This window comes from Drancourtella sp. An12, from assembly GCF_002160935.1.
GTDB classification, from domain to species: Bacteria; Bacillota; Clostridia; order Lachnospirales; family Lachnospiraceae; genus Sellimonas; species Sellimonas catena.
In genome coordinates this window covers 108,635-129,230 of record NZ_NFLO01000003.1, presented here as the reverse complement: position 1 = coordinate 129,230, position 20,596 = coordinate 108,635, and the positions used below count along the sequence as shown (strand labels likewise).

16 protein-coding genes, 4 tRNA genes and 1 other annotated feature are annotated in these 20,596 nt (G+C 46.8%); of the genes, 19 read left to right on the top strand and 1 reads right to left on the bottom strand.

Translation table 11 applies throughout. From position 1 onward, the window contains the following. Positions 1-22 precede the first annotated feature (22 nt). Positions 23-895: a LysR family transcriptional regulator gene (locus tag B5E64_RS04685; RefSeq protein WP_171027881.1), complete on the bottom strand. Its 873-nt coding sequence runs from the start codon at positions 893-895 to the stop codon at positions 23-25. 140 nt (positions 896-1,035) lie between these two features. Here B5E64_RS04685 and B5E64_RS04680 point away from each other — a divergent pair, with 140 nt between their 5' ends. The 19 genes from B5E64_RS04680 (at position 1,036) to B5E64_RS04590 (ending at position 20,586) form a co-directional block, all read left to right on the top strand. Then, positions 1,036-1,737 carry a TIGR01906 family membrane protein gene (locus tag B5E64_RS04680; protein WP_087167366.1) on the top strand — a complete coding sequence of 234 codons (702 nt, stop codon included), beginning with the start codon at positions 1,036-1,038 and terminating at the stop codon, positions 1,735-1,737. Between the two features lie 108 nt (positions 1,738-1,845). Next, on the top strand, positions 1,846-5,643 hold the full coding sequence (locus B5E64_RS04675) for a phosphoribosylformylglycinamidine synthase (protein ID WP_087167365.1): 3,798 nt from the start codon (positions 1,846-1,848) through the stop codon (positions 5,641-5,643). 144 nt (positions 5,644-5,787) lie between these two features. Continuing rightward, positions 5,788-6,252 carry a MarR family winged helix-turn-helix transcriptional regulator gene (locus tag B5E64_RS04670; protein WP_087167364.1) on the top strand — a complete coding sequence of 155 codons (465 nt, stop codon included), beginning with the start codon at positions 5,788-5,790 and terminating at the stop codon, positions 6,250-6,252. A 103-nt stretch (positions 6,253-6,355) separates the two neighbouring features. Further along, on the top strand, positions 6,356-7,690 hold the full coding sequence (gdhA, locus tag B5E64_RS04665; RefSeq protein ID WP_087167363.1) for an NADP-specific glutamate dehydrogenase: 1,335 nt from the start codon (positions 6,356-6,358) through the stop codon (positions 7,688-7,690). 188 nt (positions 7,691-7,878) lie between these two features. Continuing rightward, positions 7,879-7,951, top strand: a tRNA-Val gene (locus B5E64_RS04660). A 24-nt stretch (positions 7,952-7,975) separates the two neighbouring features. Then, positions 7,976-8,049, top strand: a tRNA-Met gene (locus B5E64_RS04655). A 7-nt stretch (positions 8,050-8,056) separates the two neighbouring features. Beyond that, a tRNA-Val gene (locus B5E64_RS04650) sits at positions 8,057-8,129 on the top strand. Between the two features lie 26 nt (positions 8,130-8,155). Next, positions 8,156-8,229: transfer RNA gene (locus B5E64_RS04645), tRNA-Met, on the top strand. A 318-nt stretch (positions 8,230-8,547) separates the two neighbouring features. Continuing rightward, a complete protein-coding gene (locus B5E64_RS04640) occupies positions 8,548-9,258 on the top strand; it encodes an ABC transporter ATP-binding protein (RefSeq protein ID WP_087167362.1) in 711 nt (236 codons plus the stop codon). After that, positions 9,251-10,882 (top strand): hypothetical protein, encoded by a 1,632-nt coding sequence (locus tag B5E64_RS04635; protein WP_087167361.1) that lies wholly within the window; start codon positions 9,251-9,253, stop codon positions 10,880-10,882. Before B5E64_RS04640 ends, B5E64_RS04635 begins: the two co-directional genes overlap by 8 nt. Positions 10,883-10,985: 103 nt before the next feature. After that, the gene (ispF, locus tag B5E64_RS04630; RefSeq protein ID WP_087167360.1) at positions 10,986-11,549 is read left to right on the top strand and encodes a 2-C-methyl-D-erythritol 2,4-cyclodiphosphate synthase; all 564 of its coding nucleotides are present in this window, start codon (positions 10,986-10,988) and stop codon (positions 11,547-11,549) included. Beyond that, complete coding sequence (locus B5E64_RS04625; protein WP_087167359.1) at positions 11,546-12,715, top strand: GNAT family N-acetyltransferase; 1,170 nt, start codon at positions 11,546-11,548, stop codon at positions 12,713-12,715. The genes ispF and B5E64_RS04625 overlap by 4 nt, the downstream gene beginning before the upstream one ends. Before the next feature lie 56 nt (positions 12,716-12,771). After that, positions 12,772-12,995, top strand: a binding site (T-box leader). A gap of 107 nt (positions 12,996-13,102) precedes the next feature. Then, complete coding sequence (cysS, locus tag B5E64_RS04620; protein ID WP_087167358.1) at positions 13,103-14,509, top strand: cysteine--tRNA ligase; 1,407 nt, start codon at positions 13,103-13,105, stop codon at positions 14,507-14,509. Further along, the gene (locus B5E64_RS04615; protein WP_087167357.1) at positions 14,494-14,964 is read left to right on the top strand and encodes a ribonuclease III domain-containing protein; all 471 of its coding nucleotides are present in this window, start codon (positions 14,494-14,496) and stop codon (positions 14,962-14,964) included. Before cysS ends, B5E64_RS04615 begins: the two co-directional genes overlap by 16 nt. A 10-nt stretch (positions 14,965-14,974) precedes the next feature. Further along, the gene (rlmB, locus tag B5E64_RS04610; protein WP_343284045.1) at positions 14,975-15,697 is read left to right on the top strand and encodes a 23S rRNA (guanosine(2251)-2'-O)-methyltransferase RlmB; all 723 of its coding nucleotides are present in this window, start codon (positions 14,975-14,977) and stop codon (positions 15,695-15,697) included. A 15-nt stretch (positions 15,698-15,712) separates the two neighbouring features. Continuing rightward, positions 15,713-16,318 carry a sigma-70 family RNA polymerase sigma factor gene (locus B5E64_RS04605; RefSeq protein WP_087167355.1) on the top strand — a complete coding sequence of 202 codons (606 nt, stop codon included), beginning with the start codon at positions 15,713-15,715 and terminating at the stop codon, positions 16,316-16,318. Between the two features lie 165 nt (positions 16,319-16,483). Next, positions 16,484-16,948 carry a MarR family winged helix-turn-helix transcriptional regulator gene (locus tag B5E64_RS04600; protein WP_087167354.1) on the top strand — a complete coding sequence of 155 codons (465 nt, stop codon included), beginning with the start codon at positions 16,484-16,486 and terminating at the stop codon, positions 16,946-16,948. Positions 16,949-16,967: 19 nt separating this feature from the next. Next, positions 16,968-18,701, top strand: a complete 1,734-nt coding sequence (locus B5E64_RS04595) for an ABC transporter ATP-binding protein (RefSeq protein ID WP_087167353.1) — start codon at positions 16,968-16,970, stop codon at positions 18,699-18,701. Continuing rightward, a complete protein-coding gene (locus B5E64_RS04590; protein ID WP_087167352.1) occupies positions 18,694-20,586 on the top strand; it encodes an ABC transporter ATP-binding protein in 1,893 nt (630 codons plus the stop codon). The genes B5E64_RS04595 and B5E64_RS04590 overlap by 8 nt, the downstream gene beginning before the upstream one ends. The last annotated feature ends 10 nt before the right edge of the window (positions 20,587-20,596 follow it).

Below are 20,596 nucleotides of genomic sequence, written 5' to 3'. Positions count from 1 at the left end.
GAATCCGGCTGTGATCCAAAGATTAGAAGTAATCGAGAAAAGCCTGTACAGACCGGGACATCGGAATCCGGTCATTGTAGGCGATCAGGAGCTGCCGTTTTGGCAGCTCTTCTTTTGTCTCCACGATAAAGAGCCCTTCCGGGTCACGGCTTAAACAGTAATCCGGAATGAAAGCGATGCCAAGGCCGATCTTTGCAAGATCGATGAGAAGATCATTGCTGCTCAGCTCGATTTCCGGTACAAGATCCAGCTGATGCTGCTGGAAAAGACTGTGAAGGAATTCACTGGTCGTACTTTTCCGGTCCAGCATCAGGATCGGTTGATCCAAAAGTTCCTGGTAGGAAAGTTTCTTCCCTTTCAGGTGGGAGAAGGAATCATTGGCGACAAAGACGTCCCGGAACGTTTTGATCTTTTTGACGGTAGAAAGCTGGTTGATATAATTGTTAGGGTAATTGATAAAAATCAGATCCACCTGTCCGTTTTCCAGAAGATCCACGCATTTGATGGACGTCTGGTTTGTCACCTTGATGTGAGAACTTGGAAAACTCCTGTGAAAACGCTCTAGATACGGTACGAGAAAGTAGCGGCAGATGGTATCACTTGCCCCGATCCGGATCTGACCGCCTGTGGAGGCGGATTCCAGAAGCTGGTTTTCTCCTCTTTTGATCAGATTCATGGCCGGTTCCACATGGCGCAGAAGGATCTCCCCTTCCGGAGTGAGCTGGACTTTCTTTGTACTCCGGATAAACAGGACCTGATCCAGTTTCTTTTCCAGAGCCTTGATTGACTGGCTGACTGCGGACTGGGAAATGTAAAGCTGCTTGGATGCTTCGGAGAAGCTTAAACTTGACGCAACATAGTAAAAAACTTTATATAATTCATAGTTGATATCCATCATAAGTCCTCCTTATAAATTCTAGTTTTATTATAAGGAAAGAATGGAAAAAAAACAAGGCACAAAAGTTTTGCTGGAAGGACAGGCCGACAGCATATATAATAGGAAAAGAAGACAGACAGAAAGGAACGGCGATAAGAATGAAGACAAAAAAAGTGCTACACGGATTTCTGGCAGCAGCGGCAGCGGTTTCGCTGATTCTGATTTTACTGCTGAGTGCTTTCGAGATCGCAGCATACAGTGATTTTGGTTTTTACCAGAAAGAATATGAAAAGTATGAAATTCAGGAGACACTCCCGATGGAGATGGACGACATCATGGATGTTACGGAAAAGATGATGTCCTACTTACGAGGAGACCGGGAGGAGCTTTCCGTCATGACTACGATTGATGGGGAGCGTCAGGACTTTTTCAATGAACAGGACCGGTTCCATATGGGAGAGGTCCGGGATCTGTTTCTTGGAGGGTTTGCCCTCAGAAGATATGCGGCGGTTATACTGGCTGCGGCGGTAGTGCTTCTGCTCGTTTTGAAGGCGGATCTCAAACGGATTCTGCCGAAGGCTTATGAGATCACGGTCGGGGTATTTCTGGCGCTGGTTGCGGCTCTTGGAATTGCGATTGCCGTGAACTTTGACCGGTGCTTTGTCATTTTCCATGAGCTGTTTTTCGACAATGATCTGTGGATGTTTGACCCGGCCACGGATTATATGATCCGGATGCTTCCGGAAGGATTTTTCTTCGATATGACACTGCGGATCGGGGGATTTTTTGTTGCTTTTCTGATTTTCTTTGAATTGATCTGTATTGGACTTCGGATCTGGAGGAAGAAAAAAGAAAATTAGGACAACTTATAAGTAAATTTAAATATATTAATTATACTTATCAAGAAAAGTATGATACACTAGGGTCAGAATCGAATAATCTTGTAAAAAGAAGAATGGAGGAAATTCATGAGCGGTGTAAGACGTGTATATGCAGAGAAAAAGCAGGATTTTGCCGTACAGGCGAAAGCATTAAAACACGAGATCAAAAGCTACCTGGGGATTTGCGGCGTGACCAATGTCCGTGTGCTGATCCGCTATGATATTGAAAATCTGTCAGACGAGACATTTGAGAGAGCGTGCAACGGTGTGTTCGCGGAGCCGCCGGTAGATACCTTATATAAAGAGACTTTCCCGATGAAAGAGGACGAGCGGGCATTTTCCGTAGAGTACCTGCCGGGACAGTTTGACCAGAGAGCGGATTCTGCTGTACAGTGCGTACAGTTTATCCGTGAGGATGAAAAGCCGGTAATCAAGACGGCGACAACTTACGTAATCGAAGGAAGCGTAAGCGACGAGGAGTTTGCGGCAATCAAGGCGCACTGCATCAACCCGGTGGATTCCAGAGAAACCGGAATGGACAAGCCGGAAACACTGGTGACACAGTTTGAGGAGCCTGCAGACGTCCTGATTTTTGACGGCTTCCAGGACATGGAAGACGGAAGCTTAAAAGAGCTTTATGATTCCCTTGGCCTTGCCATGACATTTAAGGATTTCCTTCATATTCAGAATTATTTCCGGACAGAGGAGAAGCGTGATCCGTCCATGACAGAGATCCGTGTGCTGGATACATACTGGTCTGATCACTGCCGTCATACGACATTCTCCACTGAGCTTACCAATGTAACTTTCGGAGAGGGAGACTACCGTGAACCTCTGGAAGAGACATACCGGGAATATTTACAGACACACAGTGAAATTTTCAAAGGCAGAGAGGACAAGTTTGTCTGCCTGATGGACCTTGCCCTGATGGCAATGCGGAAGCTGAAAAAAGAAGGAAAGCTTCAGGATCAGGAGGAGTCCGATGAGATCAATGCGTGCAGTATCGTAGTGCCGATCGAAGTGGACGGAAAGGAAGAAGAGTGGCTTGTCAACTTTAAGAACGAGACACACAATCATCCGACCGAGATCGAGCCGTTTGGAGGCGCTGCAACCTGCCTTGGCGGAGCCATCCGTGACCCACTGTCCGGCCGTACTTATGTTTACCAGGCAATGCGTGTGACAGGAGCGGCAGATCCGACCGTTTCTGTGAAAGATACGATGAAAGGAAAGCTCCCTCAGAAGAAGCTTGTCAGAGAGGCTGCCCATGGATACAGCTCCTACGGCAACCAGATTGGACTTGCGACAGGTATGGTTAAAGAGATTTACCACCCGGACTACGTGGCAAAACGTATGGAGATCGGTGCTGTTCTCGGGGCTGCTCCGAGACGTGCGGTTATCCGTGAGACATCCGATCCGGGCGATATCATCATTCTGCTCGGCGGACGGACAGGAAGAGACGGATGCGGCGGTGCAACCGGTTCTTCCAAAGTACATACAGAGGCATCCATCGAGACCTGTGGCGCGGAAGTTCAGAAAGGAAATGCGCCGACAGAGCGTAAGATTCAGAGAATGTTCCGCAGAGAAGAAGTCAGCCGTCTCATCAAGAAGTGTAATGACTTTGGCGCAGGCGGAGTTTCCGTTGCGATCGGAGAGCTGGCAGATGGTCTGAGAGTGGATCTTGACAAAGTGCCGAAAAAATACGCAGGACTTGATGGAACAGAGATCGCTATTTCCGAGTCCCAGGAACGTATGGCTGTTGTAGTAGATCCAAAAGATGTCGCACAGTTTTTAGAGTATGCCAAAGAGGAGAACCTGGAGGCGGTGGAAGTGGCAGTTGTCACAGAAGAACCTCGTCTTGTACTCTCCTGGAGAGGCAAAGAGATTGTCAACATTTCCCGTGCATTCCTCGATACAAACGGAGCACATCAGGAGACAGAAGTCTTTGTTGAGATTCCGTCAAAAGACGGCAACATGCTGGAAGAACGCAAGGATGTTCCGGATGTGAAGGAAGCATGGCTTGATACATTAAAAGACCTCAACGTATGTTCCCAGAAAGGACTTGTGGAGATGTTTGACGGTTCCATCGGAGCAGGATCTGTCTTCATGCCGCACGGCGGAAAATACCAGATGACAGAGACCCAGACCATGGTAGCCAAACTTCCGGTACTGAAAGGGGCATGTGATACGGTATCCATGATGAGCTTTGGATTTGACCCGTATCTTTCAAGCTGGAGCCCGTATCACGGAGCAGTTTATGCAGTGACCGAGTCCATCGCAAAGATCGTAGCTTCCGGCGGAGACTACCGGAAAATCCGCTTCACATTCCAGGAGTATTTCCGCAGAATGACAGAAGATCCGAAACGCTGGAGTCAGCCGTTTGCGGCACTCCTTGGTGCATACAGCGCACAGATCGGATACGGACTTCCATCCATCGGAGGAAAGGACAGTATGTCCGGAACCTTCCAGGATATCGATGTACCTCCGACACTGGTTTCCTTTGCTGTGGACATTGCGAAGGTTGGAGACATTATTACACCGGAACTCAAAGCAGCAGGCAATAAGCTTGTATGGCTTCGGATTGAGAAAGATCAGTACAGCCTCCCGGTTTACAGCCAGATAATGGATCAGTACGGCAAGTTCCGCGAGGATATTCAGAATGGAAACATTGTTTCCGCGTACGCTCTGGACCGCCACGGTATTGCTGCGGCTGTCAGCAAGATGGCATTCGGAAACGGCATGGGTGTCAAGATTGAGCATAATGTAGACCCGAGAGATTTCTTTGCTCCGGGATTTGGAGATATTATCGCAGAAGTACCGGCAGATAAAGTCGGAAAACTTGCGATTACATATACAGTGATCGGTGAAGTGACAGATAACGGTACCTTCTCTTATGGAAATACGGAAATTACACTTGCAGAAGCAGAGTCAGCATGGAAAGCACCTCTGGAAAAGGTATTTGCAACCGTTTCAGGTGAAGAATCAGCACCGGAGTCCGTATATGTGGCGCCGGCAGATCCGGAAGCACGTATCACGGAAGACGGATGCTACGATACAAAGAAAGTTCACATCTGCTCCCACAAGATTGCGCAGCCGACTGTCTTTATTCCGGTATTCCCGGGAACAAACTGCGAGTACGACAGTGCAAAGGCATTTGAGCGCGCAGGTGCTAAGGTGATTACAAAGGTATTCCGGAATCTGGATGCGGCAGATATCCGCGATTCTGTAGCTGAGTTTGAAAAGGCAATCGGACAGTCTCAGATTATTATGTTCCCGGGCGGATTCTCCGCAGGAGATGAGCCGGACGGATCTGCGAAGTTCTTTGCGACTGCATTCCAGAACGCAAAGATGAAAGAAGCAGTAGAGAAGCTCTTAAATGAAAGAGACGGTCTTGCGCTTGGTATCTGTAACGGATTCCAGACACTGATCAAACTGGGCCTTGTTCCGCACGGCAAGATTGTCGGACAGACAGAAGACGCGCCGACATTGACATACAATACCATTGGACGTCATATTTCCAAGATGGTTTACACAAAAGTAGTTACAAACAAGTCCCCATGGCTTCAGATGGCAGAGCTTGGCGGAGTTTATACAAACCCGGCTTCCCACGGGGAGGGACGTTTTGTTGCAAATGAAGAATGGCTTAATACCCTCTTTGCAAACGGACAGGTAGCGACACAGTACTGCGATCTGGACGGAAATGTAACGATGGACGAGGAATGGAATGTTAACGGTTCCTACCGCGCGATCGAAGGTATCACAAGCCCGGACGGACGTGTACTTGGCAAGATGGCACATTCCGAGCGTAGAGCGGATGGTGTGGCAATCAATATTTACGGCGAACAGGATATGAAGATCTTTGAATCCGGCGTCGCATATTTCAAATAGGGCATATAATTGATAGAGAAAGAGGACAGATCAGAGCAGGATTTGTCCTCTTTCCGTTTCCCTTGAGTATTTGACAGAAGAAAACACGATGATTATAATGTAAGCGTAAAATTGCTTAATGGTTTTATTAAGGGAGGGACAGATATGCCGTCCAGTAAGATCGGAAAATATATTTCTATTCTAAACCGTCAGTCACAGAAGTATCTGCACCATCTGGTGGAGCAGTACGGGATCGGCTATTCCAGCTATTATTTTGTCATGTATATTGGGGCCAATCCAAAGTGCAGCCAGAGAGAGATGTGCGATTCCATGGCCATGGATCAGGCAATGGCGACGAGAGAGATGCGCCGCCTCGAGAAAAGTGGATATATAATCAGGGAAAAACGTCCGGGAAATGCAAAAACATACGAAATTTCGCTTTCAGAAAGCGGAGAAAAACTGTATCTGAAGCTGAAAGACAAGTTGACGGAATGGTGGGGAGAACTGCTGGCCGAGAGCGAAATCGATCCGGAGCCGTTTTCCGAACAGCTGCGAATACTGGCAAAAGCTGCCCATGAGAAGGCCGCGGGAATGGAAAATCAGGAAAAACGAACCAAAAAGACAAGGTAAAAAATTCTTGACAATGACATGAAAATGCTTTACAGTGTTAAAGAAGAAAAGCGATGTATGTTTATGCAGACTTTTTTAGGAAAAGAAGTAGGAGGAAGATGTTATGTCATACGTAGATGAAGTGATTGACCTTGTAGTAAAGAAAAACCCAAACGAACCGGAATTTCACCAGGCTGTCAAAGAAGTTCTGGAATCTCTCCGTGTCGTGATTGAGGCAAATGAAGATAAATACAGAAAAGAAGCGCTTCTGGAAAGACTGACAGAGCCAGAAAGACAGCTGCTCTTCCGTGTGCCGTGGGTAGACGACAACGGACAGGTACATGTCAATAAGGCATACCGGGTACAGTTCAACAGCGCAATCGGACCATACAAAGGAGGACTCAGACTCCATCCGTCTGTAAATTTAAGCATTATCAAATTCCTTGGATTTGAGCAGATTTTCAAAAACTCCCTGACAGGTCTTCCAATCGGCGGAGGAAAAGGCGGATCTGACTTTGATCCAAAAGGAAAATCCGACAGAGAGATCATGGCATTCTGTCAGAGCTTCATGACAGAGCTGTGCAAATACATTGGAGCAGACACAGACGTGCCGGCCGGAGACATCGGAACAGGGGCAAGAGAGATCGGCTACATGTTCGGACAGTACAAGAGAATCCGCGGCGTATTTGAAGGCGTGCTCACAGGAAAGGGTCTGACATATGGAGGATCCCTTGTTCGTACAGAAGCAACAGGATACGGACTGCTTTACTTCACGGAAGAAATGTTAAAACTCGCAGGCAAAGACATGAAAGATAAAGTCATTGCCATCTCCGGAGCAGGAAATGTTGCGATCTATGCAGCAGAAAAAGCAGTACAGATGGGTGCAAAAGTCGTGACCATGAGCGATTCTACCGGATGGATCTACGATCCGGAAGGCTTTGATCTGGATGCAGTGAAAGAGATCAAAGAAGTAAAACGTGCAAGACTGACCGAGTACAAGACATACCGTCCGAACTCCGAATACCATGAAGGTGCAGGCGTATGGTCCGTAAAATGCGACATCGCACTTCCTTGCGCAACACAGAACGAACTGCACCTTGAAGATGCAAAACAGCTTGTGGCAAACGGATGTATCGCAGTTGCAGAAGGAGCAAACATGCCGACTACAATGGAAGCAACAGAATACTTACAGGCAAACGGCGTGCTCTTCGCACCTGGAAAAGCATCCAATGCCGGCGGTGTTGCAACATCCGCACTGGAGATGTCACAGAACAGCGAGCGTTTGAGCTGGTCTTTTGAAGAAGTTGATGCGAAACTGAAAAACATCATGGTAAACATCTGCCACAACGCAGCAGACGCAGCAAAGAGATACGGATGCGAAGGCAACTATGTTGTAGGAGCAAACATTGCCGGATTTGAAAAAGTAGCAGCCGCAATGGAAGCTCAGGGAATTGTTTAAAAATTTCCGCAAAATAAAGACGCAGATTCATTGAGATCCTGCTATAACAGTCTGAAACGGAAAAAGCCGCAAAGACCACCAAAAAAAGTGAAAAAATCTATGTCAAAAAAGATAAAAAAAGTGTTGACATTTATCAGATGTTAATAGTATAATAATCAAGCGGGTTGCGAAAGCGACCCGCGATATATGGGATCTTAGCTCAGCTGGGAGAGCATCTGCCTTACAAGCAGAGGGTCATAGGTTCGAGCCCTATAGGTCCCATTTCGTAAGAAATTACGAACATATGGCGGGATAGCTCAGTTGGCTAGAGCATACGGTTCATACCCGTAGTGTCGCTGGTTCGAATCCAGTTCCCGCTATTCATATGGGATCTTAGCTCAGCTGGGAGAGCATCTGCCTTACAAGCAGAGGGTCATAGGTTCGAGCCCTATAGGTCCCATTTCTTATGAAAATTACAAAACATATGGCGGGATAGCTCAGTTGGCTAGAGCATACGGTTCATACCCGTAGTGTCGCTGGTTCGAATCCAGTTCCCGCTACTACAAATTCATAAGTACAAAAAAGAGACGAAAGTCTCTTTTTTTGTTGTGTTTTACTTTCGGCGGGGACGTGTTCCGATACACAGGTACACGACGTAAATGACAAAAAAACCCCCGAAACCCACATAAAATAAGGCAAAACTCAAATTGTCAGATTTTTTCCATCGGGGACAGGTTCCGATACACCGGAACACGTCCCTGATAATTTGGCAATAATTCTAAATAATTCTTAATATTTCTGGAATATGGTTTTTTACGTTGTATCTGGCAGACTTTTTAGATATAATATTGAAAAAATCGAACGAAAAGGGGAAGGATATGGAATTACGTTTAAATAATGTGAAGAAATCTTTTGGCAGCAAGGTGGTTTTGCATGATTGTTCCTTTGTGTTTGAAAAGGGAAAGATTTATGGGCTTCTTGGGCGTAATGGAGCTGGTAAGACGACGTTGTTTAATTGCCTGAGTGATGAGATTCAGCCGGATTCAGGGGCTGCTATGCTCTGGGACGGAGAAAACGAGCGGGAGATAATGCCGGATGAGATTGGATATGTGTTTTCGGTGCCGGTGCTTCCGGATTTTTTGACGGGTGAAGAGTTTGTGCGGTTTTTTATGGATATTAACAGGGACAGGATTGAGCCGGGGACGAGTGCGGAAGCGTATTTTGATCTGGTGCAGATTGACCAGGAGGACAGGAAGAAGCTGATCAAGGGATATTCTCATGGAATGAAGAATAAGCTTCAGATGATTTGTTTTATGATCTCAAGGCCGCCGGTGATTCTTCTGGATGAGCCGCTGACTTCACTGGATGTAGTTGTTGCGCTGGAGATGAAGCGTCTTCTGCGCAGTATGCAGAAGGATCATGTGATCATTTTCTCTACGCATATTCTGCAGCTTGCGACGGATCTCTGTGATGAGATCGTCATTTTAAGTGACGGGAGACTCAGGCAGATCGACCATGAGATGTTGAAGCAGAAGGATTTTGAAGAACAGATCATTGAATTATTGAAGGATGAGGAAAGCCATGGTTAGAACATTACAGCAGATTATTATGTTAAAAGCAACAATTGTGACGAATACGTTCCTGTATTATCTGAAGAGACTGTGGGTGATCGGGAAGCATGTTCCGGACAGTGTGTATGGGAATCGGGAACTGAAGATGGTGCTTGCGGTGTTGTTTACAATTCTTGGTCAGGTTTTCAGTCTGGCGGGGAAGGCGCTTTACATATTTCTTTTTGCTGTCCTTCCGGCACTTTTTGCTGGTACGGCGGAAAGTGGAGTGAGATTTGACAGTCTGGTTCAGATCCTGTTCTTTTTGTCCTGTATCATGGGACCGCTTCAGGATAGTGTGGTCTTTAAAGTAACGAAAGAGAAATTTACCGCGATACGGTACATGAAAATGGATGTGGAAAAGTATACAAAGGTATATCTTCTTTACTGTTATATCCCGTTCGCATTGTATTTTCTGATTTGCATCATGACAGCTTCCTGGTTTACGGGAGGAAGTATTGCAGACGGTATATGTCTCTGGATTGTCATTGTGATGATGCGTGCTGCGGGCGAGGCGTTTCAGGTATGGCTGTATGACCGGAAAGGGATTGTGTTCTCCAGAAAAACCGGATGGGTATGGACAATTATTTTTCTGTCCGTTGCCGGTGCATATACTGTGTTCGTGCCGTGGGGACCATTTTTGACTGCAGAGAGACTGTTTCATCCTGCTTTACTTGTTCTGATTTGTATTGTGGGTGTGATTTCGGCGTGGTATATTCTGTCAGGATACCGTTGTTACCGCCGGAAACTCCACAGGACGGTAGAAGAGCAATGGCTGTTTTCTTCCATTGTCAATCAATCCACTCAGGCGGCAAATGAGAAGTCTGTGGGAATTCGGGAGCAGGATCTGCATGCAGACAGCAGAAAGATGGCGGGAGTGGAAAAGCTTCACGGCTATGAATACTTTAATGCTTTGTTTTTCCTGAGGCACAGGAGGCAGATTCTAAGACCGGTGTACTATCGTCTGGCGGCAGTCGTGGGCTTTTTTATCGCAGGTGTAATGTTCAGAGTGGGAATGCCGGAAGTAGCGTATCTGGGAGCAGAAAACCTTCCGGATTTCCTTCCGATTTTCGTTTTTGTTATGTATATGATGACGGTGGCTGACAAGGCCTGCAAGGCAATGTTTTATAATTGCGATAAAAGTATGCTGAAATTCGGTTTCTACCGGAATCCAAAGACGCTTCTATCCAATTTTCGGATCCGTCTGGTAAAAATCGCGGGGTATAATCTGGTGATCGGAGCTGCAATCTGTGCAGCGGTGGCAGGATTTCGTGGAATCTGCGGTATCTGGAATTTTGGACAGAACATGTTTTTGTTTTGTGCGGCAGTACTGATGCTTTCTGTGTTCTTTACCGTGCATCACCTGTTTTTGTACTACGTATTCCAGCCGTATTCTGAAGAGATGAATGTAAAAAATCCGTTTTTTCAGGCAATTAATATGGCGGTCTATCTGATTTGTTTTCTGTGTTATGAGCTTCAGGCAAACGGTACTCTCACAGGAAATCTTCCGTTTACCGCAGGTGTGCTGGTTGTGACACTTGCCTATATTGTGGCGGCGCTCATTCTGGTGTACCGCTATGCCCCGAAAATGTTCCGCGTTAAATAATGTTCCCGAAAAATCAGTAGTTTTTGGGAAGAATATGTTAAAATAAGATGGAAAAGAGTACAATACATGACAGATGAACGCGAAAAGGAAAGGAGGAGTCTTATTGAGAGTAGGAATGGGATATGATGTCCATAAATTGACAGAAGGAAGAGACTTGATTATCGGAGGGGTGAAGATTCCATATGAAAAGGGGCTTTTGGGTCATTCGGACGCGGACGTGCTTTTGCATGCGGTCATGGATGCGCTTCTCGGCGCCGCGGCCCTTGGAGATATCGGTCTTCACTTTCCGGATACAGACGAAACATACAAAGGAGCATCCAGCCTGAAACTTCTGGAACAGGTTGGAGAGCTTCTTGATGAACACTTATATGTGATTGAAAATATCGATGCGACAATCATTGCGCAGCGGCCAAAGATGCGTCCGCATATTGATGCCATGCGGGAAAATATTGCAAGGACGCTTGCCATTGATGTGGATCAGGTCAACATCAAGGCAACCACGGAAGAAGGTCTTGGATTTACCGGAAGCGGAGAGGGAATTTCCGCCCAGGCAGTCTGCTGCATTGAAAAGGCAACGAATTTCAGCTATGACGTGACGTGGCAGGAAGGCGGATGCCGGGGATGCCCTGGATGTCACGGTGTGTCGGATGACCGGGTGATGGAATGAAAATAAGAAAGTTGAAACAAGAGGAGCACAGAATGACCCGATCGCTCTGGGAAGAGATTTTTACGGAGGACGACGAGGCGTTTCTTGATTATTATTATCAGGTGAAAACGGCGGAGAATTCCATCTATATCATAGAAGAAGAGGACGGGCCGGTCTCCATGCTGCAGCTTAATCCATATCCGGTGCAGTTTTTGGGGGAAACATGCCTGCTTCACTATATTATAGCGGTGGCAACAAAGAAGGAATACCGGAGCCGGGGCTATATGACGCGGCTTTTGCAAATGTCTGCCAAAGACATGTATCAGGCAGGAGAGCCGTTCACTTATTTGATGCCGGCTGCGGAGGGAATTTATTATCCGCATGGATTCCGGTTTGTCTATCGTCAGCTCCGGATAGAGGGGAAACCATCCGGAGAAAAAGGACAAGACGGGACTTTGGCAGGATGCCAGGTGCGATACGCCGGGGAATCGGACTGCCGGGCACTTGCCTGTTTTGCGGAGAAACTGCTTGGACAGATGCCTTTCGTCCGTGCAGCCCGGACAGAACGTTATTACAGAACGATCTTAAAAGAACAGCAAAGCGAAGGCGGAGGAATCCTGCTTACGGAAAAGGACGGAAAACCGACCGGATTTGTCGTTTATGGATGTTATGAAGGAAAGGCAGAGCTTCGGGAGCCGCTGTTCGAGAAAAAAGAAGACTGGGAGCAGATCCTCGCGTTTCTGAATGAGGAACCGGTAAAAACCGTCCAGATTTCAGGGGCCCGCCCGGAGGATGCGGCATGGCTTAAAGAAGAACTGGAAGGAGCCGAAGAAAAGGAAGTTCCGATGATCATGGTCCGGATCGTCCATCTTCAGCACTTTCTGGAACGGTTCCTTGCCCGGAGCAATTTTGAGATCCGGCTTCATATAGAAGATGGACTGATTCCGGAAAATACTGGATACTGGGAGATCCGGGGACAGGAGGGACAGACTTTATCTGTCCGGAAAACCAAAGCCTCCAAAGAGGCGGAAACGGTTTCTCCGGGGGAACTTGTGACGGTATTGTTTGGCTACCGGTCAGAGCGCAAAGAGGAGCGGGAAGTCTATGAAAACATGGGCCCGCAGATGCGCGTGCTTCTGAAGGGCACCCAACCCGCACCACCGGTATTTTTGAATGAGATTGTATAGAAATGGGAGTTGACAAAATGAGAGTTATCCCATACACTATAACAACAGAAGGATAGAAAAAGGCAGAGAACGGAAAGAGTAGCATATGCATACTTTACAGAGAAGGAAGGCCGCCGGCTGAGAGCCCTCCGAAAGAACGGATATGTGAAGTGCGTCCGGGAGCCGGGTCTGCGAAGGAAAAGTAGCAGATCACGTAGGCAGTCGTTACCTGCACAGATGAGTGGAAAGGGCATCTGCCCTTTTTAATAGAGTGGAACCGCGGATCAACTTCGTCTCTTGGATGTTATCAGGGACGAAGTTTTTCTTTTTATGTGCCGGGAAAATTTTCCTGTGCGATAGAAATGCTCCGTAAGACTCTGCAAAAAAAGAAAAGGAGGAGAATGACAGATGAAACTGTACAATACGATGACACGAAAAAAGGAAGAATTCGTGCCTCTGGAAGAGGGAAAGGTAAAGATGTATGTATGCGGCCCGACCGTTTATAATTTTATTCATATTGGAAATGCAAGACCGATGATTGTCTTTGATACGGTACGCCGCTATTTTGAATACAAAGGATATGAAGTGAATTTTGTTTCCAACTTTACAGACGTAGATGATAAGATCATTAAAAAAGCACTGGAAGAGGGCGTGACGGCAGATGAGATCGCGGCACGCTATATTGCGGAGTGCAAAAAGGATATGGAAGACCTCAACATCAAGCCGGCTACCGCAAATCCACTGGCGACCCAGGAGATCGGCGGAATGATCGAGATGATCCGGGAACTGATTGAAAAGGGGCATGCCTATGAGAAGAACGGAACCGTTTACTTCCGCACAAGAAGTTTCAAAGACTATGGAAAGCTGTCCCATAAAAATCTGGATGACCTGCAGTCCGGCGGAAGAGAGCTTCTCGTATCCGGCCAGGACGAAAAGGAAGATCCTCTGGATTTCGTACTCTGGAAGCCGAAAAAAGACGGCGAGCCGTTCTGGGATGCACCGTGGAGTAAAGGACGTCCGGGATGGCACATCGAATGCTCGGAAATGTCCAGAAAATATCTGGGCGAGCAGATTGACATTCATGCCGGCGGCGAAGATCTTATTTTCCCGCATCATGAAAATGAAATAGCACAGTCCGAGGCATGCAACGGCAAGGAATTTGCGCGTTACTGGATGCACAATGGATTTTTAAATATTGATAATAAGAAGATGTCAAAATCTCTCGGAAACTTCCGCACTGTACGGGAGATCGGGGAGAAATATGACCTGCAGGTATTCCGGTTCTTTATGCTGAGCGCGCATTACAGAAGCCCGCTGAATTTCAGCGCGGAGCTGATGGAAGCAGCAAAGAACAGTCTGGAGCGTATTACCAATGCTGCAGACCATCTGAAACACCTGATGGAAACAGCACAGACAGAGCAGATGACAGATGTAGAGAAAGAAAACGCGGCAAAGACTGCAGAGTTCATCAAAGAATTTGAAGACGCTATGGAAGATGACTTCAATACAGCCGATGCCATCACTGCTATCTTTGAACTTGTAAAATTTGCCAACACAACAGCAGACGGAGAAAGCTCCAAAGAGTACGCAAAGGCACTTTTTGATCTGATTGTGCGTCTTTGCGATATCCTCGGACTGATTGTGGACAAAGAAGAGGAAATGCTGGATGCGGACATCGAGGCTCTGATCGAGGAGAGAACAAAGGCAAGGAAGGAAAAGAATTTCAAACGTGCTGATGAGATCAGGGATGAGCTTCTGGAAAAAGGAATTGTCTTAAAGGACACAAGAGAAGGAGTACAATGGAAGAGAGTATAACGATGGAACTGGATTCGTATCTGTGTGAAGTCTTTCAGACAGAGGAACATGATATCAGAAGTTATTCCCCTTTGTCCCTTGCCTTTATCGGGGACTGTGTCTATGACCTGGTGATCAAATCGCTGATTATCAGAAAGGGAAACCGCCCGGTGAATGTTATGCAGAAAGAGACGAGCAGGCTTGTGCAGGCATCTGCACAGTCTGCCATGATGAGGGTGATGCAGGAACATCTGACGGAAGAGGAACATGCGGTTTACCGGAGAGGGAGAAACGCAAAATCCGTTTCCCCGGCGAAGAATCAGTCCATCACGGACTATAGACGGGCAACAGGATTTGAAGCGCTGATCGGATATCTTTATCTGAAAAAAAACTACAGACGGATCGTTGATCTGATCAAAACCGGCCTTGTCGGGCTGGAGGAAGCAGAGGAGAAGGATGAAAGACCAGAAGAATAGAAATGAATCGATGATTGAAGGAAGAAATGCGGTGCTGGAAGCATTCCGCTCCGGGAAACCGGTGGATAAGCTGTACGTTCTGGACGGATGTCAGGACGGACCGGTGCGGACCATCGTACGGGAAGCAAAAAAGCACGATACGATTTTAAACTTTGTTACAAAAGAGCGGCTTGACCAGCTCTCGGAAACAAAAAAGCATCAGGGCGTTATTGCAGTAACAGCCGCGTATGAATACTCGGATATTGAGGATATGTTCAACCTTGCGAAGAAGAAGGGGGAGGATCCGTTCCTGATCCTTCTGGATAATATCGAGGATCCGCACAATCTGGGAGCCATTATCCGGACGGCCAATCTGGCGGGTGCCCACGGGGTGATCATTCCGAAACGCCGGGCGGCAGGATTGACCGCGACAGTCGCAAAAACATCGGCAGGGGCGTTAAACTATACTCCGGTTGCAAAGGTGACCAATCTGGTGAAAACAATGGAAGAATTAAAGGAACGGGGACTCTGGTTTGTCTGTGCCGACATGGGAGGCGATGTGATGTACGATGTCGATCTCAAAGGGCCGATCGGGCTTGTGATCGGGAACGAAGGAGAGGGAGTTTCCAGACTCGTAAAGGAAGCATGTGATTTCACTGCGTCAATTCCTATGAAAGGAGAGATTGATTCTCTCAACGCATCTGTGGCGGCCGGCGTACTGGCTTACGAGATTGTTCGCCAGAGGACAAGGTAAAGGAGCGGCAGAAAGATGGCTGATTATGAAACCAGAACAGATGAAGAGCTGATCCAGAGCCTTCGAAGCGGAGAAGCCGAGATTATGGATTTCCTTCTGGAAAAGTATAAGCCCGTGGTTAAGAAAAAAGCGCGGGCGATGTTCCTTTTGGGCGGGGACAGTGATGACCTGATTCAGGAGGGAATGATCGGTTTGTTTAAAGCGGTGCAGGATTACGATCCGGAGCAGGAGGCTTCCTTTGAAACCTTCGCGACGATCTGTGTGACAAGACAGCTGTATTCAGCGATCCGGGCATCGAGGAGGAAGAAACATCTGCCGCTGAATTCCTATGTTTCTCTCTATGATAAACAGGAGATTTCCGAGGAAAAGGAATCCGAGCTGATCGGTCTCCAGAATACTTCATCCAACAATAATCCGGAGGATCTGGTGATTCACAAGGAATCCGAGGATTCTTTCATGAAAGATCTGGAGGGACGTCTGAGTGATCTGGAAAAGAGGGTGTTGTACCTGCATCTGCTTGGAACCGATTATAAAACGATTGCAGGGCTTCTGGGAAAGAAGCCGAAGACGGTGGACAATGCCCTGCAGAGAATTAAAACAAAAGCAGAGGACCTGCTCTGATTATATTGTAAAACAGTGAAAACCGCCAAAATATTCATTGAAAAATGCGAGTGTTTTGGCGGTTTTTCTGTTATATAAATAACAATTGGAAAAATGTTGACAGGTCAAGAAAAAAACCTTATAATCCTACTGTTAGGAAACGAACAAATCATAGGAGTGGAAACGATGGACCAAGAGTTACGTAAGGCACGGGAGCATCACGTTGGGAGAATCATCCATATGCTGTCCCATCAGCTGAAAAGGCGGGGAACGATGCCGGAAGTGGAGATGGGGCTGACGCCGATGCAGAAGCATGTCCTGACCTTTATTCTGTTTGAGACGATGGAGCGGGATCTGTACCAGCGGGATATCGAAGAGGAGTTCCGTATCAGAAGATCTACCGCAAGCGGGATTTTGCAGCTGATGGAAAAAAACGGATTTATTTACCGCAATAGTGTTGCGAGGGATGCAAGGCTCAAACAGATTATCCCTACGGAAAAGGCAGAGAAACTCAGGATGGATATTCTGGTAAATATTCAGGAGATGGAAAAGAAGCTGACCGGAGGGATTCCGAAAGAGGACCTGGAAGTGTGTCTTCGTGTTCTGCGGAAAATGATCTGCAATCTTTCGGAAGAAGAACAGATCAAATGAATAACTTCAGGAGGTAGAGATGAACAGAAAGCTTTTTAAATCAATCAGGGAATATAAAAAAGAATCCGTTCTCGCACCGTTTTTTGTCATTCTGGAAGTGTTGATGGAAGTATTGATCCCGCTTCTGATGGCAAACATTATCGATATCGGAATTCAGGACGGCAATCTTCCCTACATTATTAAGATGGGCGTCCTTCTGGTCGTTATGGCCATGCTTGCTCTCTGGTTCGGAGTAAAGGCCGGTACCTATGCGGCAAGAGCCGGAGCGGGATATGCGAAAAACCTGCGGCATGATATTTTTTACAAGGTTCAGGAGTTTTCCTTTAAAAACATTGACCACTTTTCCACATCCAGCCTTGTAACACGTATGACGACAGATGTTACCAATGTGCAGATGGCGTATATGATGAGCATCCGTCTGCTTGCAAGAGCACCGATTATGATCGTTCTGTCATGGATCATGACACTGACGATCAATGTAAAAATCGCGCTCCTGTTCCTTATTGTAATCCCGCTGCTGGGAGGGACACTGATTTTCATTGCCAAGAAGGCCCATCCTCATTTTATCAAAGTATTTGATGAATACGATGTTCTGAACAACGAGGTACAGGAAAATGTCAATGCGGCCAGAGTGGTAAAGGCATACGTAAGAGAAGATTATGAAATCAGGAAGTTTCATAAAGTCTCCCGGACTGTCTACGATCTCTTTACGAAAGCAGAAAAAATCGTGGCCTGGAACTCTCCGACCATGCAGTTTTTTGTATATGCGGTTGTACTTTGCATGGTGCTGATTGGAGGAAAGGATATTGTATTTGAAACGATGGAAACAGGAGAGCTGACAAGCGTTATTGTCTATGCACTTCAGATTCTTTCTTCCCTGATGATGGTATCTTTTGTTTTCGTTATGATTATGATTGCGGAGGCTTCCAGTGACCGTATTGCGGAGGTACTGGATGAAGTGCCGGAGATGCAGGATAAAGAGGATGCTGTCAAGGTCGTTCCGGACGGATCCATCGATTTTGAACATGTGGATTTCAGCTATGCCGGGGAAGGTGGAAATCTTTCCCTGAAAGATGTCGATATTCACATCAAATCCGGCCAGACAATTGGAATTATCGGCGGTACCGGAAGTTCCAAATCTACGTTTGTGCAGCTGATACCAAGACTTTACGATGTGACAAAGGGATGTGTTAAAGTCGGGGGTATTGATGTCAGAGAATACAACCTGGAAGCACTGCGTGACCAGGTATCCATGGTGCTTCAGAAAAATGTGCTTTTTACCGGAACAATTTACGACAATATCCGCTGGGGTGATGAAAACGCATCTGATGAAGAAGTGCAGAGAGTATGTAAGCTTGCCCAGGCAGACACCTTTGTGCAGGAATTCCCGGCTGGCTACAATACAATGATTGTTCAGGGCGGAAACAATGTTTCCGGCGGACAGAAGCAGAGACTTTGTATCGCGAGAGCCCTTCTGAAAAAACCAAAGATTCTGATCCTGGACGATTCCACAAGTGCGGTGGATACGAAGACGGATGCCATGATTCGAAAGGCATTCCGGGAAGAAATTCCGGACACAACAAAGATCATTATCGCGCAGAGAGTCTCTTCTGTTGAGGATGCAGACCTGATTATCGTCATGGATGATGGTAAGATCAACGGAATCGGCACATCCGAAGAGCTTTTAAAGACAAACGCGATTTATCGGGAAGTTTACGAATCGCAGGTAAAGGGAGGTGAGGAAGATGAATAAGAATGACGAAAAGGTACGTGTTTCCAAAGGAACCTTAAAGACGGCAAAACGACTGCTCGGCTATGTGACCAGCCGCTTTAAAGTACAGTTTTTTGCAGTATTTATCTGTATCATTATCAGTTCCATCGCGTCTATTTCGGTATCTCTGTCACTGAAATTTCTGCTGGATGACTTTATTATCCCGCTGATCGGGCAGGAGTCGCCGGATTTCTCAGAGCTTTACATGGCGCTTGGAGTACTTGGAACCATCTTCCTGGCCGGAGTGATTTCTACATTTGTTTACACAAGACTGATGGTAACGATCGGGCAGGGTGTGTTAAAACAGGTCAGAGATGATATGTTTGAACATATGCAGAAACTTCCGATCCGCTATTTTGACCAGAATACCAACGGCTCCATCATGAGTCTTTACACCAATGATACGGATACCCTGCGTCAGATGATTAACCAGTCCATCCCGCAGGTGCTGATGTCTTCCATTACCATCGTGGTTACGTTTATTTCCATGGTGGCGCTGAGCCCGATTCTGACGGTTCTGGCTGTTATTATGATCTTCCTGCTCATCTTTGTCGCAAAGACGATCGGAGGAAACAGTGGAAAATATTTCCTGAAACAGCAGATTGCCATCGCAAATATTACCGGGTTTGTGGAAGAGAGGATGAACGGACAGCGTGTCATCAAGATTTTCAACCATGAGCGCGTATCGGAAGAAGAGTTTGATGAGTTGAATGAGAAACTTTATGACAGCGCCGCAAACGCAAATACCTTTGCAAACATGATGGGACCGATTATCGGAAACATTGGAAACCTGCAGTTTGTACTTACGGCGGTACTTGGAGGATTCCTGTCCGTCATGGGAGTGGGCGGCATCACCCTTGGTGTTATGGCTTCCTACCTTCAGTTTACAAAGAGCTTTACCCAGCCGTTCATGCAGGTGGCACAGCAGTTTAACTCCATTGTCATGGCGCTTGCCGGCGCGGAGCGGATCTTCTCGATGATGGATGAAGAGCCGGAAGTGGACGAAGGATATGTGACACTGGTCAATGTCCGCAAGGATGCAGACGGCAATATGATCGAGTGCAAAGAGAGAACCGGTATGTGGGCATGGAAGCATCCGCATCAGGCGGATGGTACCGTGACCTACACGGAACTGAAAGGGGATGTACGGTTCTACGATATGACATTCGGGTATACGGATGAAAAGATGGTGCTCCACGATCTGACACTCTACGCAAAACCGGGACAGAAGATTGCGTTTGTAGGTTCCACCGGAGCCGGAAAGACGACCATCACAAACCTGATCAACCGGTTCTACGATGTGCAGGATGGTAAGATCCGTTACGATGGCATCAATATCAACAAGATCAAAAAGTACGATCTGAGACGTTCTCTTGGAATTGTATTGCAGGATACCCATCTGTTTACCGGAACAATCATGGAAAATATCCGGTACGGAAGACTGGATGCAACGGACGAGGATGTATACGAGGCAGCAAAACTTGCCCACGCGGATCAGTTTATCAATATGCTTCCGAATGGTTATCAGACCATGTTAAGCGGTGACGGAGAAGAACTTTCCCAGGGGCAGAGACAGCTTCTTGCCATCGCGAGGGCAGCTGTATCCAATCCGCCGGTACTGATTCTGGACGAAGCAACATCCAGCATTGATACCCGTACGGAAAGCATCGTACAGAAAGGTATGGATAACCTGATGAAAGGACGTACGGTATTTGTCATTGCCCATCGCCTTTCCACGATCCGGAACAGCGATGCTATCATGGTTCTGGAACACGGACGCATTATCGAACGGGGCAATCACGAAGATCTGATCAAACAGAAAGGGACATACTACCAGCTTTATACAGGAAAACTGGAACTGTCATAAACAGAAAACC

Bases quoted from the DNA above. Each gene is read 5' to 3' on its own strand.
- B5E64_RS04685 (WP_171027881.1), bottom strand. From the start codon at position 895: ATGGATATCAACTATGAATTATATAAAGTTTTTTACTATGTTGCGTCA.
- B5E64_RS04680 (WP_087167366.1), top strand. From the start codon at position 1,036: ATGAAGACAAAAAAAGTGCTACACGGATTTCTGGCAGCAGCGGCAGCG.
- B5E64_RS04675 (WP_087167365.1), top strand. From the start codon at position 1,846: ATGAGCGGTGTAAGACGTGTATATGCAGAGAAAAAGCAGGATTTTGCC.
- B5E64_RS04670 (WP_087167364.1), top strand. From the start codon at position 5,788: ATGCCGTCCAGTAAGATCGGAAAATATATTTCTATTCTAAACCGTCAG.
- gdhA (WP_087167363.1), top strand. From the start codon at position 6,356: ATGTCATACGTAGATGAAGTGATTGACCTTGTAGTAAAGAAAAACCCA.
- B5E64_RS04640 (WP_087167362.1), top strand. From the start codon at position 8,548: ATGGAATTACGTTTAAATAATGTGAAGAAATCTTTTGGCAGCAAGGTG.
- B5E64_RS04635 (WP_087167361.1), top strand. From the start codon at position 9,251: ATGGTTAGAACATTACAGCAGATTATTATGTTAAAAGCAACAATTGTG.
- B5E64_RS04625 (WP_087167359.1), top strand. From the start codon at position 11,546: ATGAAAATAAGAAAGTTGAAACAAGAGGAGCACAGAATGACCCGATCG.
- cysS (WP_087167358.1), top strand. From the start codon at position 13,103: ATGAAACTGTACAATACGATGACACGAAAAAAGGAAGAATTCGTGCCT.
- B5E64_RS04615 (WP_087167357.1), top strand. From the start codon at position 14,494: ATGGAAGAGAGTATAACGATGGAACTGGATTCGTATCTGTGTGAAGTC.
- rlmB (WP_343284045.1), top strand. From the start codon at position 14,975: ATGATTGAAGGAAGAAATGCGGTGCTGGAAGCATTCCGCTCCGGGAAA.
- B5E64_RS04605 (WP_087167355.1), top strand. From the start codon at position 15,713: ATGGCTGATTATGAAACCAGAACAGATGAAGAGCTGATCCAGAGCCTT.
- B5E64_RS04600 (WP_087167354.1), top strand. From the start codon at position 16,484: ATGGACCAAGAGTTACGTAAGGCACGGGAGCATCACGTTGGGAGAATC.
- B5E64_RS04595 (WP_087167353.1), top strand. From the start codon at position 16,968: ATGAACAGAAAGCTTTTTAAATCAATCAGGGAATATAAAAAAGAATCC.
- B5E64_RS04590 (WP_087167352.1), top strand. From the start codon at position 18,694: ATGAATAAGAATGACGAAAAGGTACGTGTTTCCAAAGGAACCTTAAAG.